At 43.3% G+C, this 17,294-nt stretch carries 14 protein-coding genes; 10 read left to right on the top strand and 4 right to left on the bottom strand.

All coding sequences use genetic code 11. The annotated features are described in order from the left end of the window. Positions 1-493: 493 nt before the first annotated feature. The 6 genes from trpE to trpA all read left to right on the top strand — a co-directional run bounded on the left by trpE (position 494) and on the right by trpA (position 6,477). On the top strand, positions 494-2,005 hold the full coding sequence (gene trpE, locus OCV47_RS13125) for an anthranilate synthase component I (RefSeq protein ID WP_262655529.1): 1,512 nt from the start codon (positions 494-496) through the stop codon (positions 2,003-2,005). After that, the gene (locus OCV47_RS13120) at positions 2,002-2,577 is read left to right on the top strand and encodes an anthranilate synthase component II (RefSeq protein WP_256300484.1); all 576 of its coding nucleotides are present in this window, start codon (positions 2,002-2,004) and stop codon (positions 2,575-2,577) included. Before trpE ends, OCV47_RS13120 begins: the two co-directional genes overlap by 4 nt. A gap of 18 nt (positions 2,578-2,595) precedes the next feature. Beyond that, the gene (gene trpD / locus OCV47_RS13115) at positions 2,596-3,606 is read left to right on the top strand and encodes an anthranilate phosphoribosyltransferase (RefSeq protein WP_262655528.1); all 1,011 of its coding nucleotides are present in this window, start codon (positions 2,596-2,598) and stop codon (positions 3,604-3,606) included. A 14-nt stretch (positions 3,607-3,620) separates the two neighbouring features. Next, a complete protein-coding gene (trpC, locus tag OCV47_RS13110; protein WP_262655527.1) occupies positions 3,621-4,436 on the top strand; it encodes an indole-3-glycerol phosphate synthase TrpC in 816 nt (271 codons plus the stop codon). A gap of 84 nt (positions 4,437-4,520) precedes the next feature. Next, complete coding sequence (gene trpB, locus OCV47_RS13105; protein WP_262655526.1) at positions 4,521-5,708, top strand: tryptophan synthase subunit beta; 1,188 nt, start codon at positions 4,521-4,523, stop codon at positions 5,706-5,708. Beyond that, positions 5,701-6,477, top strand: coding sequence for a tryptophan synthase subunit alpha (trpA, locus tag OCV47_RS13100; RefSeq protein ID WP_262655524.1), 777 nt, complete (start codon positions 5,701-5,703; stop codon positions 6,475-6,477). Before trpB ends, trpA begins: the two co-directional genes overlap by 8 nt. A 221-nt stretch (positions 6,478-6,698) precedes the next feature. Here the strand turns inward: trpA and OCV47_RS13095 are convergent, their stop codons facing one another. Then, positions 6,699-7,436, bottom strand: a complete 738-nt coding sequence (locus OCV47_RS13095; RefSeq protein ID WP_262655523.1) for a hypothetical protein — start codon at positions 7,434-7,436, stop codon at positions 6,699-6,701. A 223-nt stretch (positions 7,437-7,659) separates the two neighbouring features. Here OCV47_RS13095 and OCV47_RS13090 point away from each other — a divergent pair, with 223 nt between their 5' ends. Next, on the top strand, positions 7,660-8,097 hold the full coding sequence (locus OCV47_RS13090) for a GatB/YqeY domain-containing protein (RefSeq protein WP_262655522.1): 438 nt from the start codon (positions 7,660-7,662) through the stop codon (positions 8,095-8,097). 78 nt (positions 8,098-8,175) lie between these two features. On the opposite strand, the gene OCV47_RS13085 is transcribed toward OCV47_RS13090, so the two are convergent. Continuing rightward, on the bottom strand, positions 8,176-9,216 hold the full coding sequence (locus tag OCV47_RS13085; protein WP_262655521.1) for a uroporphyrinogen decarboxylase family protein: 1,041 nt from the start codon (positions 9,214-9,216) through the stop codon (positions 8,176-8,178). Positions 9,217-9,271: 55 nt separating this feature from the next. Next, positions 9,272-10,672 (bottom strand): MFS transporter, encoded by a 1,401-nt coding sequence (locus tag OCV47_RS13080; RefSeq protein ID WP_262655520.1) that lies wholly within the window; start codon positions 10,670-10,672, stop codon positions 9,272-9,274. Between the two features lie 348 nt (positions 10,673-11,020). On the opposite strand from OCV47_RS13080, the gene OCV47_RS13075 reads away from it, so the two are divergent. Further along, entirely contained in the window at positions 11,021-12,391 is a 1,371-nt protein-coding gene (locus tag OCV47_RS13075; RefSeq protein WP_262655518.1) for an MATE family efflux transporter, read from the top strand. Positions 12,392-12,417: 26 nt separating this feature from the next. On the opposite strand, the gene OCV47_RS13070 is transcribed toward OCV47_RS13075, so the two are convergent. After that, on the bottom strand, positions 12,418-13,914 hold the full coding sequence (locus OCV47_RS13070) for a PucR family transcriptional regulator (protein WP_262655517.1): 1,497 nt from the start codon (positions 13,912-13,914) through the stop codon (positions 12,418-12,420). Between the two features lie 156 nt (positions 13,915-14,070). Here OCV47_RS13070 and araA point away from each other — a divergent pair, with 156 nt between their 5' ends. Together araA and OCV47_RS13060 are read left to right on the top strand one after the other, a co-directional pair. Next, a complete protein-coding gene (araA, locus tag OCV47_RS13065) occupies positions 14,071-15,567 on the top strand; it encodes an L-arabinose isomerase (protein ID WP_262655516.1) in 1,497 nt (498 codons plus the stop codon). 125 nt (positions 15,568-15,692) lie between these two features. Then, positions 15,693-17,294, top strand: a complete 1,602-nt coding sequence (locus OCV47_RS13060; RefSeq protein WP_262655514.1) for a xylulokinase — start codon at positions 15,693-15,695, stop codon at positions 17,292-17,294.

The raw sequence follows: 17,294 nt of genomic DNA, 5'->3' as shown, positions 1-17,294 counted from the left end.
AGCCTGCGGTGTGGGTAACAGATAATAAAATGGCACAGCTGATAGATGAACGATTTCCGGATGAACGGATGGTGAAGCGGTACCCATATATGAGATTTCAAAGATAAGAAAATTCATACTTGACAAATTGGTTAGTTCGTACTATATTATGGTAAAGCGTTGAATTGAAAAAGAACAAACCGTTGAAGCGGAGATAAAAGCAGCAGATGCGCACACAGAGATTCCGGGGTGCTGAGAGCCGGATTGAGATGCAGGCAGCTAAATGGACCGCTGAGGGCATAGTCAAAGATCAGATTGGATCGAGTATTCTATGACGTAGGGCATACGTTAGTTGCCAGAGATATGTTAGTATCTTGGAAAGTGTACGGCTTGCCGTGAATCGAGGTGGCACCACGGGATTAGAATTTTACCCGCCCTTGACAGAATCAGAGGATTTTGTCGAGAGCGGGTTTTTTGTATTTGTAAATACCCAGAAAAAACAGGAGGTTCAGATATGTATCCATCTTTGGAAGAAGTAAAGCTGATTGCATCACAGGGAGAGTACCGGCGGATCCCGGTTTGCAGGGAACTTTATGCAGACCGTTTTACTCCGGTAGAAGTTATGAGAACATTACGGGCAGCCAGCAGGCATTGCTATCTGCTGGAAAGTGCAGAGAATGACCAGAAATGGGGACGCTATTCCATGCTTGGATATGAACCGATTCTGGAACTGTCCTGTCTGGATGGAAAGGTACGGATTCGAACCGAGGAAGAACAGATTGCTCCGTCCATGAAGGAGTCTTTCTTAAAAGAAGAATATACCGAGGTGGTTCATCCGGGAGAGCTGATCCGTAAGGTCCTGGCAGAGTATAAGAGCCCGAAAATCAAGGGAATGCCCCCATTTACCGGCGGCATGGTGGGATATTTTTCCTATGATTATCTGAAATATGCAGAGCCAACATTAAAAAAATATCTGTCAGGGAGTGAAGACTTCCGGGATGTGGATCTGATGCTGTTTACGAAAGCACTGGTATTTGATCATTATCGTCAGAAGTTGATTCTCATTTCGGGTGTAGATACTTCCGATATCGAAGCCTCCTATCAGAAGGCAGAAGAAGAACTGGAAGAGATGAAGAAGCTGCTGAACAGCGGCGCCAAAGCCATTTTCAAGCCGATTCGTCTAAAGGAAGAACTGACACCGGATTTTTCACAGGAACGTTACACGGAGATGGTGGACAAAGCAAAACAGTACATCCACGAAGGTGATATTTTCCAGGTGGTGTTATCCAATCCTCAGACCGCCAAAGCAGAAGGAAGCCTGTTTGATACCTACCGGGTACTGCGGACCAGCAATCCGTCCCCGTATATGTTTTACTTCTCCAGTGATGATGTGGAGATTGCAGGAGCATCCCCGGAGACATTGGTGAAACTGGAAGATGGTAAGTTATTCACATTTCCATTGGCTGGAACCAGACCAAGGGGGAAAACAGAGGAAAAGGATCTTCAGTTGGAAAAAGAACTGCTGCAGGATGAAAAAGAACTGGCAGAGCATAATATGCTGGTGGATCTGGGAAGAAATGACATTGGAAAAATCAGTCAGCTGGGCAGTGTGAAAGTGGAACAGTATTGTACGATTCACCGTTATTCCTGTGTGATGCACATCGGGTCTACGGTATCGGGCAAGATTCTGGAAGATATGGATGCGGTGAATGCAGTGGATTCTATCCTTCCGGCAGGTACCCTTTCCGGGGCACCGAAGATCCGGGCATGTGAGATTATTCAGGAACTGGAAGGAAGAAAGAGAGGCATCTACGGAGGAGCTGTGGGATATCTGGACTTTACCGGCAACCTGGATACCTGTATTGGCATCCGGCTGGCTTATAAGAAAAACGGAAAGGTATGCGTTCAGTCAGGAGCAGGAATCGTGGCGGACAGTGTACCGGAAAAGGAATATCAGGAATGCTGCAACAAAGCAAGAGCCGTGGTACAGGCGATCCGGCTGGCAGAAGGAGGACTGGACGAATGATACTTCTGATTGATAATTATGACAGTTTTACTTACAATCTGGTGCAGTATATCGGAGCGTTGGAACCGGATATCCGGGTCGTTCGAAATGATGTCTGCACCCTGGCAGAGATCGAAGAGATGCATCCACAGGCGATAGTGATATCGCCGGGACCGGGGAAACCGTCTGATGCAGGTATCTGCATTGAGGCAATCCGGTATTTCAAAGATAAAGTGCCAATTCTTGGTGTGTGTCTGGGACATCAGGCCATCTGTGAAGCCTTTGGAGGAACGGTTTCTTATGCAAAAGAGCTGATGCATGGAAAAAGCTCTGTGGCAAAAATTTTGTCAGAGTCACCACTTTTCCGAAATATGGGAACAGAAATGCAGGTGGCAAGATATCATTCACTGGCGGCTATCCGGAATACACTCCCAGATGAGTTAAAAGTTACCGCAGAGACAGCTGACGGAGAGGTGATGGCAGTAGAACACAGAGACTATCCGGTGTATGGATTACAGTTCCATCCTGAATCCGTACTCACACCGAAAGGCATGACGCTAATTGAAAACTTTTTGAATATCAGTAAAGAATAATAGCAGGAGGAAAAGATCATGATCAAAGAAGCAATTATCGCACTGGCGAAGAAACAGGATTTAACTTATGAACAGGCTGAAAAAGTCATGGATGAGATTATGAGTGGGGAGACCAGCCAGATTCAGATGGCATCTTACCTGACGGCACTGGCGCTGAAGGGAGAAACCATTGATGAAATCACTGCTTCTGCAGCGGCTATGAGAGCACATGGAACGAAGATTCTTCATGACATGGATGTGCTGGAGATCGTAGGAACCGGCGGTGACGGATCTAATTCTTTTAACATCTCCACCACATCTTCACTGGTCATCGCAGCAGGTGGCGTGCCGGTGGCCAAACACGGAAACCGCGCTGCATCTTCAAAGAGCGGGGCAGCAGATGTACTGGAAGCCCTTGGCGTGAAGATTACACTGGAGCCTGAGGAGAGCCTGGCCTTATTGAAAAATATCAACATTTGTTTCCTGTTTGCACAGAAATATCATACTGCTATGAAGTATGTGGCTCCGGTTCGAAAAGAACTGGGTATCCGTACTGTATTTAATATCTTAGGTCCACTGTCCAATCCGGCAGGTGCCAACATGGAACTGATGGGTGTCTACGATGAACTGCTGGTAGAGCCTCTGGCACAGGTCATGGCAAATCTTGGTGTAAAACGCGGCATGGTAGTTTTTGGAAAAGAAAAGCTGGATGAGATCTCTGCCTGTGGACCGACAGTTGTATGTGAAATCAAGGATAGAGGATTCACTTCTTATGAGATTACACCGAAACAGTTCGGTTACGCAGCAGGCAAACCGGAAGAACTGACCGGTGGCACACCACAGGAAAATGCAGAGATTACAAAAGCCATTTTAAATGGAACGGAAAAAGGAACCAGGAGAAATGCCGTCTGCATGAATGCGGGAGCAGCATTATATATTGCGGGAAAAACTGAGACACTGGAAGAGGGCGTGCGCATGGCAGAACAGCTCATTGACAGTGGTGCAGCGATGAAGAAACTGGAAGAATTTATTGCCAAAAGTAACGCATAGCAGAGGACAGCAATATGAATATTTTAGACGAGATCGCAGCAAAGACCTGTGAACGTACCGAGGCAGAAAAGAAAAAGGTACCATTGGAGATGGTCAGACGGATAGCAGAAGAGAAGGCAGCTGCTGAAAAAGCAGCCGGGAATGGGAAGTTTCACTACCGTTTTCAACAGGCACTGGCAGGGGAAGACATTTCCTTTATCTGTGAGGTAAAGAAAGCATCTCCATCCAAGGGGATTATCGCAGAGGATTTTCCGTATCTGCAGATTGCCAGAGAATACGAACAGGCAGGAGCGTCAGCCATTTCCTGCCTGACCGAACCATTCTGGTTTCTGGGAAAGGATGCATATTTAAAAGAAATCACAGACCAGGTACAGATCCCGGTACTGCGGAAGGATTTTACTATTGATGAATATATGATCTATCAGGCTAAGAATCTGGGAGCCTCAGCCATCCTGCTGATCTGTGCAATCTTAGATGATGTACAGCTTGCAGCATGGCATCAGCTGGCAGCAGAACTTGGGCTGTCCGTACTGACAGAAGCACATACGGAAGAAGAAATCGATCGTGCTTTGAAAGCTGGGGCAAAGATCCTGGGAGTCAATAACCGGAACCTGAAGAACTTCACAGTGGATGTGGAACAGAGCAGAAGGCTTCGCAGCATGGTACCATCTGATGTGCTTTTTGTATCAGAAAGTGGTATTAAAAATCATGCAGATATACAGGCACTTCGGGACAACGGAACCGATGCAGTGCTGATCGGAGAGACCCTGATGCGGGCAACAGATAAAAAGGCTATGCTGGAGAATCTGAAAAACGGAGCTACAATATAGCTATGATATAGAGATAACCGATTGTGCAAAGCCATATGGTAACATGGCCAGAGATAATTTTAAGAACAAAAGGAGCAAGAGAAGATGTCTAACAAAGGAAGATTTGGCGTCCACGGCGGACAGTACATTCCAGAGACACTGATGAATGCAGTGATTGAACTGGAAGTAGCCTATGAACATTATAAAAAAGACCCACAGTTTCAGGCAGAACTGACACAGCTGCTAAATGACTATGCGGGAAGACCATCCCGTCTGTATTATGCAGAACGTATGACAAAGGATCTGGGCGGGGCAAAGATCTATCTGAAGCGAGAAGATCTGAACCATACTGGAGCACATAAAATTAATAACGTGCTGGGACAGGCACTGCTGGCTAAGAAGATGGGAAAGACCCGTCTGATTGCAGAGACCGGAGCCGGTCAGCATGGTGTGGCTACCGCAACCGCAGCAGCGCTTCTGGATATGGAATGTGTGGTATATATGGGGGAGGAAGATACCATTCGCCAGGCATTGAATGTATATCGTATGAGACTTCTGGGAGCAACGGTTATCCCGGTCAAATCCGGTACCGGAACTCTGAAGGATGCGGTATCAGAAGCATTCCGTGAATGGACCAACCGTATTGATGATACGCACTATTGTCTGGGATCAGTTATGGGTCCTCATCCATTCCCGACCATTGTGAGAGATTTTCAGGCTGTGATTTCCAAAGAAATCAAAGAACAGATGCTGGAAAAAGAGGGCAGACTTCCGGATGCTGTACTGGCCTGCGTGGGCGGCGGCTCCAATGCCATTGGAACATTTTATAATTTTATTGAAGATAAAGATGTGCGTCTTATCGGTTGTGAGGCAGCAGGAAGAGGTGTCAATACCGCAGAGACAGCGGCTACGATTGCTACCGGTCGTCTGGGCATCTTCCATGGTATGAAGTCCTACTTCTGTCAGGATGAATATGGACAGATTGCTCCGGTTTACTCTATTTCCGCAGGACTGGATTACCCGGGTATCGGACCGGAACATGCACACCTTTATGATATCGGAAGAGCGGAATACGTGCCAGTGACAGATGATGAAGCAGTGGAAGCATTTGAATATCTTTCCAGAACCGAAGGAATTATTCCAGCCATCGAGAGTGCTCATGCCGTAGCTTATGCAAGAAAACTGGCACCGACCATGAGCAAAGATCAGATCATTGTCATTACGATTTCAGGAAGAGGAGATAAGGACTGTGCGGCAATCGCCAGATACAGAGGGGAGGATATCCATGAGTAACGTAAAGAAAGCATTTGAAAACGGAAAAGCATTTATTCCATTTATTACCTGTGGAGATCCGTCTCTGGAAGTAACCGAGCAGCTGGTCTATGCAGCAGAAGAAGCAGGTGCAGATCTGGTGGAACTGGGCATTCCATTCTCCGATCCGACCGCAGAAGGCCCGGTTATTCAGGCAGCTAATACCCGTGCTTTAAGCGGCGGTGTGACCACCGACAAGATCTTTGATATGGTACGGAAAATCCGTAAAAACACGCAGATTCCGCTGGTGTTTATGACCTATGCCAACGTGGTCTATTCCTACGGAACCGACCGATTCCTTCAGACAGCTGCTGAGATCGGCATGGACGGACTGATCCTTCCGGATGTGCCATTCGAAGAAAAAGCAGAATTTGATGAACCGTGTAAAAAATACGGCCTGGATCTGATCTCCCTGATAGCCCCGACCTCCCATGAACGCATCTACATGATCGCAAAAGAAGCCAGTGGATTCGTTTACTGTGTATCCTCTCTGGGGGTAACCGGCGTGCGAAAAGAGATCACTACCGACATCGGTGCCATGGTAAAACTGGTCAAAGAAGCAAAAGACATTCCATGCGCCATCGGATTCGGGATCTCCACACCAGAGCAGGCGGCAAAGATGGCAGCCGTGTCAGATGGAGCTATTGTGGGAAGCGCGATCGTTAAGTTGTGCGGGCAGTATGGAGAAGAATGCCTGCCATATGTGAAGGAATATATCAGGGGAATGAAGGATGCGGTAAGGAACAGCTGAGGAACGATGGTGCGTGGCAGGAAAATCTGTGTTTTCAGATAAAGAAACGGTACTTCGCAAAAGACAAAATGCGAAGTACCGTTATTTAAATATGGATGTGTTTGCCAGTGCTTAGCCTGCAACAGAGATCGAAGTATGTTTCACCATTTTTTTATTAGATGTATTTAACTTGATCCATCCTGTTTTGCTTCCGGCTTTTACCTGAATGTAGATGTTCTTTTTCACAACGGCCAGTTTTTTACAGCGAATTTACTGTTCTTCTTAATAACAAATGCTTTTTTGGAAGAACCTGCAGCTTTGTATGTCTGAATTTTCTGAGCTGCGGTAAAGGTTCTTGTAAAGTCTCCACTTTTGGAAGGAATGATACCAACATTTGCAGAAACTGCTGTTGATTTCAGTGTGAATTTCTTTCCGGAATAAGAAAGCGGAAGTTTGAAGGCATTTACCTGGCCAAGATTCTTGGTTCCGAACCATCCACGCAGATAAATGGTATTTCCTTTTACGCTTGTTGCCTGGAAACCACCCCAGCAGCCGTTACTGGTGATAAAGTTGTTTTTCACATACTGTTTCAGGTTCACCAGTTTTTTGTAATCCAGAACACGTTTCAACTTATTGTTGTTCATTTCATATAAGCCACAGTTAATCTTATCACCCTTTTCATAGGTAGTGATTTCGAAAAATGCTTTTTTGGAAAGCTGTACAACCTGGATATTGATGCTGCCGGTAAGATACATTCTGACGATCTTATCATTTACCTTCAGTTCAATTTCATCACTGGTAGTTACGGTTTCGATTTTGTCGGTTTTACCATCACCGGTGATATCAACGGAAGTAAGTGTGTCTGTTTCAGCACCTTCATCTGCCCAGGTAGACATTTCATAGACACCATTTCCGACCTTCGTTGCAGCCTGAGTGGTGGCACCGAGACCGAAGCAAAGCATACCAGATAAGATATACATGGATAATTTTTTGAATGCTTTTATAATTCATTCCCTTTCTTTTCGGTAATTTGGTCAGTGTGTATTCTGACAGTTTTAGTGTAGCAAATATGTTACCTTAATACAAGGGAAATAAGCTTGTATATAAAATAATACTGAAAGAGATTGAACATGTAGTATTGAAATACAGGAAAACCTGTGGTAGATTAAATTCAGAACATATAGAGAAAAGAGGTTGGATAATATGGAATTAGCAACATTACAGTCTGCAATGATCGCAGCAATGAAAGCAAAGGACAAGTCACGCAAGGATGCTATTTCCGCACTGGTTTCCGCAGTGAAAAAAGCAGGAATCGATGCAGGATGCAGAGAAGATATTCCGACATCTATGGTAGATCAGGTAATCTTAAAAGAGCTGAAGTCTGTAAAAGAGCAGATTGATACCTGCCCGGACAGCAGAGCAGACCTGAAGGAAGAATATCAGTTTCGTTATAATGTAATGCAGGAATTTGCACCTCAGCAGATGTCAGCAGAAGAGGTAAAAGCAGTGCTGCAGGAAAAATTCGCAGAGGTACTGGCCACAAAGAATAAAGGTATGATTATGAAGAGTGTTATGGCTGAACTGAAAGGAAAAGCCGACGGCAAGGTGATCAATCAGGTGGTTGCAGAGTTGTGTAAATAGGAAAAAGATAGGTTGTTTATGAACAGCAGATCATAAGAGAAGGCTGTCGGTTTTGAAAACCGACAGCCTTTTGAAAGTTTAGAACATGATTACTTCTGGTAAACGTGCTGCTTCAATGTCTTCTTTTTTCAGATTGAAATGTTCACAGTTGTAAGCATCAATTTCTTCGCCAAGTGTAGCATATACGCCTTTGAATACAGAACCAGGGCCACCTTGTGCAATACAAGGGATAAAGTATTTATTTCCGCATTCTGCTAAAGTTTTATCTACTACTTTTCGGATATCTTCGCGGTTCCAGCCTTCGTAATCAACGAGACAATTTTCAATACCACCCATGAAAGAAATCTTTCCACCGTACTTCTTGATTAATTCTGGAAGATTGTTGGTAGAGAAGCATCCCTGCCAGATATCAATACCCATTTCGATCATAGCTGGAACCAAAGTTGCTGCATAACTGTCAGAATGATGGATAACAATATCTACACCATGATCATGATAGTATCCGTAAATTTCTTTGTACGGTTCTACAAAGAATTCTTCAAACATAGCCGGTGACATAAAAGTAGTTTTCTGACCACCCCAGTCATCATGATGGAAGAGAGTATCAGGATGTAATTTATCACAGATCAGTTCTGCGAGACGAAGTTCGTATTCTGTCAGATATTTGATCAGATCATGCATTTCATCCGGATATTCAATCAGGTTCTGAAGAGTGTTTACGATTTCGCCAAGGTGATGGCACTGTTCAAATAATCCAGGAGCTACGAAAGCTGCTTTTAATGCTTTTGTCGTATCTACAGCATCATACTGAGCTTTGAACATATCCCATTCTTCATTTGAAAAATCAAGAGATGGGGCATGCACATATTTCTGCCATTGTTCAATATCCTGAATAACAACTTTGTCCGGAGTATGTACAGGGAAACCAGCTGGAACATTTACAGGAAAACTATATGTTACACCCCAGGCATTCTTGCAATCCGGTTCACCTCTTTTTGGACGAGGACTGTGCAGTCCGGATGGATTCATAAGCAGTTTGACAAATTCATATTGGTTTACAAAACGATCAGGATTTCCACCGTGAATACATTCTAATAAGTTTTCTTTTGCTGTTAACATATGGTAATTCCTCCTTATTATTTACTATTATTTACTTTTTTTGTTTTTGGGTTGATCAGGCTCTTCTGCTTGCAATTTCGGCTGAATATGTTTCAATATCGCTGTCTTTTAATCGGTAACCAAAGGTAATGATGACCAGAGCAACTAACAGAAGAATTGCCGGGATTACGGTAAAACCGACTGCAATACCATTTTTAACGGAATCAGAAGCCTCTTCTACAGCGATAGCCGGGCTGAATCCTGTAATACCAAGTACAGTAGAGATAAAAATACCTCTGGTGATAACTGCAAGTTTAATTGGCACATTCAGAAATCCCATAACAGCACCGGTACAGTTGACACCGGTTTTGTATTCACTGTAGATAGAGCAGTTTGCCAGCATCGGGATAGTCATGGAGGTCACAAATGCTGCAAAGAAACCACCGATTGACATCAGTATAATGACGATAGTTGGGGTATTTCTGAAAACATAGGATGCAAAATACAGTACAGAAATACAAATCAATGCAATAGAGAAAGTTCCTTTTGAGGAAAGCTTCTTTGCAACTTTTCGACAAACAACAGAACCGAGAACTCCGGTAATGTTAGAGAATAACAGGAATCTTGTCAGGAATTTCGGATCCAGTGCAATATAATTTCCGTAATAAACTGCGAATGCCGAGAAACAGAAACTGTACATCATATAAAACAGATAAGCACCAAGAACACCGAGAACCTGTGGATTGGATGCGATAGCAGTTCCAATACCAGCCTGTTTACCACCGCTTTCTTTTTTGGCAGCGGCTTCTTTTGCCATACGTTCCATCTCTTCTGCACCGGTTTCCTCATATCCGCTGAACATGATAAAGTGTGCGAAATAGAATGCTGCCATAATAGCACCAAGTGCGAATGCTGTAGCTGCATAAGCATTATGTTCGCCAAGTTTTGCAGTAAAGAATGCAACAAGACCAGGACCGACATAAGAGTAAGTCATTCTTGCTATATAAGTCCAAAGAGTTCGAACAGATGAAAGAGCATTTCGATCATCGGCGGAACTGGAAGCAATATTGACCATTGCCATGTTTGCAACATATGGGATATTCCAGGCAATGTGACTGGATACAGTACCAATGATAATGATGGCAGCAGCACCGACGCCGGTTCCTATATTTTTAAATTGGAAAAGATACAGGAATGGAACAACCCATGGCAGAATCACCAGCCAGGAACGATAACGGCCCCATTTCAGAGGTTTCATTTTGTTTAACATAATGCCATATGTCCAGGATAAGGCTGCATCAATTACACTTCCGATGGTCTGAATAACAGTTACAAGAGCTAATGGAAACTGTGCAATATTTGTCAGGAAATATGCATAATAATAAGTCTCAATATTTGTCATCCAGTTAAAACCGAGATCACCAACACCAAAGAATGTTTTTAATCCTTTACTGATCGGTTTTTTTTGTTTTGCCATAACAACACCTCCTAATACATTTCTCTCTTACGTCTCTTTTATTATGTTAAGAATATTCTTAAGTACTGTCACTATTTTATAAAAAATGTAAAAAATACACCTTGTGTTTTGGTACAAAAAAATAAAAAAATAAAAGGTATAAATTCGTACTGTGATACCAAAAATGGATAAATGAGAATGCATTACAATAAGAGTGAAGAAGTGACATAATCGTCATATTCAAGTCTCGCGGAGCGTTTATCTCAGTCGGAGATTGGACTCCCACTGAGACGAACTTGCTGTTACTCACCACCTGAAAGAGGTGGGAGTCGTCTCGACTGAGATAAAAAATAAGCAGGAGAAATCAAGATGGAGAGAAAAAGCGAAGGGCAGGTTTCTATAGTACGTGATCTGACAAATGGAAGTGTTACAAAACTGATCGTCATGTTTGCCATGCCGCTGTTTGTGGCGAATGCGCTCCAGGCGGTTTATAATCTGGTGGATATGATAGTCGTTGGGCAGGTGATAGGAGGAAGCGGTATGTCAGCAGTATCCATAGGAGGGGATGTACTGCATTTACTGACATTTCTTGCGATGGGGTTTGCTTCTGCCGGCCAGGTTATCATATCTCAATATGTGGGAGCTAAAAAACACGATATGATCAGTAAAATGATTGGAACGATGTTTACGTTTTTGTTTGCAATTGCACTACTGATGGCGGTTGTTTGTTATCTGTTTCGTTATCAGATCCTGGATCTTCTGAATACACCGGCGGAGTCATATCAATATACGATGGATTATATGGTAATATGTATTTGCGGGCTGGGGTTTATATATGGATACAATATTGTGTCTGCCATTTTAAGAGGAATGGGAGATTCCAGAAGACCGTTTGTCTTTATTGCGATCGCAGCGATTATCAATACCATACTGGATATTTATTTCGTGGTATTCTGCAAAATGGGAGTTGCGGGAGCAGCCCTGGCAACAGTGATAGGACAGGGAATCAGTTTTTTGATTTCTCTGATTTATTTATACAGGAAAAAAGAAGAGTTTGGATTTGATTTTTGCAGAAAAAGCTTTCGGATAACAGGTGAAGTATTAAAGCCTCTTTTAGTTTTGGGGATTCCAATGGCCATTCAGTCTGCTGCAATCAATATATCAAAAATCGTACTGACAGCATGGATTAATGCAGAAGGTGTTATTTATTCGGCTTTAGCAGGAATTTATAACAAATCTTCTATGATGATGGGGATTGTATCGAATTCTTTTACCACAGCAGGAAGTACTATGACAGGTCAGAGTATTGGTGCAAAAAAATATGACAGAGTGCCGAAAATACTGAAAGTAGTATTAACCATCAGTCTGGTCATTGCAATGTCTGCATCTGTGGCGTTATTCTGTTTCCCGGATGTCATTTTCACTTTGTTTACCAACGATCAGGAGGTGTTGGAAAAGGCAACATTGGTAGTAATGCCGATTATTTTAAATTTCTTTGGATGCGCAACAAGGGCAGGAGCCTTTTCGTTGATTAACGGCTCAGGTAATTCCAGATTGAATCTGTTAGTTGCACTGATTGATGGAATCATGGGGCGTATTGGACTGGCTGCCTTGTTTGGATATGTGCTGAAATGGTACAGTACAGGATTTTGGTATGGTGATGCGGTGGCCGGATTTGCACCGATTCTGATAGGAACCATATTTTTCCTGTCGGGAAGATGGAGAAAAGGTGTGCAGTAAAAAGTGCACACCTTTTTGACAGAGATTCAGATGTTTATGTTTAATGGAATCCCTCTCTTTTCTAAAATATGTAAGATACGGATGGAAAGCCGGATATAATCCATCGTATAAGAATCATTCGAATGGTAATGTAGAGATTCCTGAATTTTATTAATGCGGTATACCAGAGTGTTTCGATGAAGATGCAATTGTTCAGCGGCCGTTTTCAGAGAACGATTGTTTTCAAGGTAACAGATGTAAGTATCAAGTTTATGATCATTATCCTGTTTCCGCTCCCGCCATAGACGAAGAATATCAGGATGAATCGCATACATATTTTTTCCAAGATTACCAGAAGTAATCAGATATTCGATGGCACAATCATAAAAAGATACACACTGCTTTTCAGAGTTTGCGTCAGAAGAATGGTAAAGCAGCATCAGATCCATTGCATAATCAGCCTGTTCTCGAAGATAACACAGATGATAGATTCCCTGGAATTCCAGACTTTCTGTGAGAAGAAAACGATTGTATCTGGAAAGATTAAAAAGTCCGTCTTTTATAAGGCTGTCAGGAGTCAGGTTTAGATTTTCCACAACATAGAGTTCTCCGCCTTTTTCTCTTTTTAAAACACAGCAGCCAAATGTATTTCTTCGCAGTGTTTCCAGAAAGAAACGTTCTTTGACAGCAAGGTTATCGCCCTGTTCCTGAATTTTGATTTTATAAATTTTATAATAATCGTCGCTTTTCCAGTTCATGTAGGAAAGAAGGAAAGACAGACTTTGGATATTCGTGCCTGTGCCATCCAGAAGATTTCCGATACAGTCGAAATTATTGTCAGACAGTGGGTGATCTTTTGACTTTTGCTCTGCCAGTGGCAGGCGTAATTCGTTTACCAGAATATTCAGGAGCTGCACATCTCCCTGATTAAATTTTCGTTCTTTTTCCAGAATCATAAGGCGACCACAGATTTTGTCACGGAAACGAATAGGACTGGACATGGTATGATCCATATCATTCTGAGTAAAAGAAGAAAGCTGGGCATATTCGATATCTCTCAGCGTATTATTATGTCTCATACTCTGGAAATTTTCCATGGACGGATAACCAAATTCTTTTAGATATTGCCATTCTTTACCCATTTCTTCGTTGGAATATTTTCGACTCATAGCAAGCACCTGATGCCCACCGTTAAAAAGCAACATTGGATTATGGAATACATTCCATGAAAGATCAATGACTTTTTGATAATAATATCCATTCAAATAATGTTTGATATCATCTATCCAATCCTGATAAAAATCAAATACGCTCTGAATCAGTTCCAGTCCCTGCGTCATGGACATGTTTTTAATGATAATCTGATTGGTAATATCAGAAGCATCATAACAAATCACATTGGAGCCACGTGTTGTGACAACAGCACAATCATTGGCATATACCTGGCGAGCACTTTTTAACACTTGTTTTGCATCGTTTTTTATATGAAGTTCCAGGTCAAAGGAAGTCAGTCGGTTTGCAATCATCCACATACTCAATTTCATAACGATACCACCATACTTTCGTGTTTATTTTTGCAGTATTACAAAATTATTCAACCAAATTCACAAAATCGTCCCTTGTGAAAAAAAAATAATAAAGTTATAGTTAGTATATCATTTGATACAGAATTATTGTAAAATAAATGGAGGATAGCATCAATGAAAACAATGAAAAATTACAAATTCTGGTTTTGTACTGGTTCACAGGATCTGTATGGTGACGAATGCCTGGCACATGTAGCGGAGCATTCACAGAAGATTGTGGAAGAACTGAATAAGTCCGGAGTACTTCCTTATGAGATTGTATGGAAGCCGACTCTGATTACGAATGAGCTGATTCGTAAGACCTTCAACGAAGCAAATGCAGATGAAGAATGTGCAGGGGTGATTACCTGGATGCATACATTCTCTCCTGCAAAGTCATGGATTCTTGGTCTGCAGGAGTACCGCAAGCCGCTGATGCACCTTCATACACAGTTTAACCGTGAGATTCCATATGATACCATTGATATGGACTTCATGAATGAGAATCAGTCTGCACATGGTGACAGAGAATATGGCCACATTGTTTCCAGAATGGGAATCGAGAGAAAAGTAGTCGTAGGTTACTGGGCTGACAGAGAAGTGCAGGAACGAATCGCCAGCTGGATGCTTACTGCAATCGGTATCATGGAGAGCAGTCACATCCGTGTATGCCGTGTGGCAGATAATATGAGAAACGTAGCCGTTACCGAAGGCGACAAGGTAGAAGCTCAGATCAAGTTTGGCTGGGAAGTAGATGCTTATCCGGTAAACGAAGTAGCAGAATATGTATCTGCTGTTCCACAGAATGAGATCGACACTCTGGTAGAAGAGTATTACAGCAAGTACGATATCATTCTGGAGGGAAGAGATCCTCAGGAATTTAAGAAACATGTAGCAGTGCAGGCTGCCATTGAGATTGGTTTTGAAAAGTTCCTGGAAGAGAAGAATTATCAGGCAGTCGTTACTCACTTCGGTGATCTGGGAGCATTGCAGCAGCTTCCTGGTCTGGCTATGCAGAGACTGATGGAAAAAGGTTATGGATTCGGAGCGGAAGGCGACTGGAAGACAGCAGCTATGGTTCGCCTGATGAAGATCATGACCGCCGGTGTGAAGAATCCAAAGGGTACTTCCTTCATGGAAGACTATACATACAACCTGGTTCCTGGAAAAGAAGGTATTCTGGAAGCACATATGCTGGAAGTTTGCCCGACTATCGCAGATGGCCCGATCGGCATCAAGGTTTGCCCACTTTCCATGGGTGACAGAGAAGACCCGGCGCGTCTGGTTTATACCTCCAAGACAGGTCCGGCGATTGCCACTTCACTGGTTGACCTGGGTAACCGTTTCCGTCTGATCATCAACGATGTAGACTGCAAGAAGGTAGAAAAACCAATGCCGAAGCTTCCGGTGGCAACTGCATTCTGGACACCTCAGCCGAGTCTGGCAACTGGTGCAGAAGCATGGATCCTGGCTGGTGGCGCTCATCATACTGCATTTTCTTATGACCTGACTGCAGAGCAGATGGGTGACTGGGCAGCAGCAATGGGCATCGAAGCAGTTTACATTGACAAAGACACCAAGATCAGAGACTTCAAGAGAGATCTGCAGATGGGAAGCATTTTCTACAGATAAATATCATGATTACAGGGGTGCGAAGCATGGAACAAATCGTGTAATCATTATAAACAAAGTAAAAATTACCGAGGACAGAGCAAAAATCTGCCCTCGGTACTATGGGTTAAAGGAGAAGAAGAAAAATGGGTATTAGAGAAGATATTTTAAATGCAAAGACAGCACTTGGCATCGAATTCGGTTCCACCAGAATCAAAGCTGTTCTGGTAGATTCCACAAATGCACCGATCGCATCCGGAAGCCATGAATGGGAGAATCGTCTGGACAACGGTATCTGGACTTATACGCTGGAAGATATCTGGGGTGGACTGCAGGATGCCTACGCAGACATGGCAGCAGATGTGAAAAAGCAGTATGATGTAGAACTGGAGAACATCGGTGCTATCGGATTTTCTGCTATGATGCATGGATATATGGCATTTGGCAAAGAGGATGAACTTCTGGTTCCGTTCCGTACCTGGAGAAATACGATCACAGCAGAAGCATCAGAGAAACTGTTTAAAGAGTTTAATTACAACATTCCACAGAGATGGAGCATTGCACATCTGTACCAGGCAATCTTAAATGAAGAAGAACATGTAAAAGATATTACATACTTCACCACACTGGCGGGTTATATTCACTGGCAGCTGACAGGAGAAAAGAATCTGGGTATCGGCGATGCATCTGGTATGTTCCCGATTGACTGCAGCAAGAAAGATTACGATGAGACTATGGTACAGAAGTTTGATGCACTGGTAGCAGATAAGCACTTCCCATGGAAACTGAGAGATATCCTTCCGAAGGTTCTGGTAGCTGGTGAAAAAGCCGGAGCCCTGACAGAAGAAGGTGCAAAGAAGCTGGACGTATCCGGCAAGCTGAAAAGCGGTATTTTGGTTTGCCCGGCAGAAGGCGATGCAGGTACCGGTATGGCAGCAACGAACAGTGTCAAACAGCGTACCGGTAACGTATCAGCAGGTACTTCTATTTTCCTGATGGCAGTTCTGGAAAAGGATCTGTCTAAGGCTTATCCGGAACTGGATATGGTAACCACACCAGACGGCAGCCTGGTAGCTATGGTTCACTGCAATACTTGTACTTCAGATCTGAATGCATGGGTAGGTCTGTTCCGTGAGTTCATGGAGACCATGGGTATGGAAGTAGATATGAACAATCTGTACGGAACTCTGTACAACAAAGCACTGGAAGGTGACAAGGACTGCGGCGGTCTGGTATCTTACAATTACTTCTCAGGAGAACCAATCTCCGGACTGGAAGAGGGACGTCCATTATTCGTTCGTACTCCGAATGCACACTTTAACCTGGCCAATTTTATGAGATCTCACCTGTATTCTTCCGTAGCTACTCTGAAGATGGGTATGGATATTCTGACACAGCAGGAAAATGTAGAACTGGATCGACTCATGGGCCACGGTGGACTGTTCAAGACCAAAGGCGTTGGACAGAGCATCATGGCAGCAGCTATGAATACACCGGTTACCGTTATGGAGACAGCCGGAGAAGGCGGCGCATGGGGTATTGCACTTCTGGCTTCTTATATGAAGAATAAGGCAGAAGGTCAGACACTGGATGAATATTTAAGTAAAGAAGTGTTTGCCGGACAGGAAGGATCCACTATGGCTCCGGATGCAGCAGATGTAAAGGGATTTGAAGACTTTATGGCATCCTATGTACCTGTACTGGCGGCAGAAAAAGCTGCCGTAGAGACATTAAAAGTAAACAGCTAA

The organism is Muricoprocola aceti, assembly GCF_025567005.1.
Classification (GTDB): Bacteria; Bacillota; Clostridia; order Lachnospirales; family Lachnospiraceae; genus Marvinbryantia; species Marvinbryantia aceti.
This window is presented reverse-complemented; position numbering and strand designations above follow the sequence as displayed.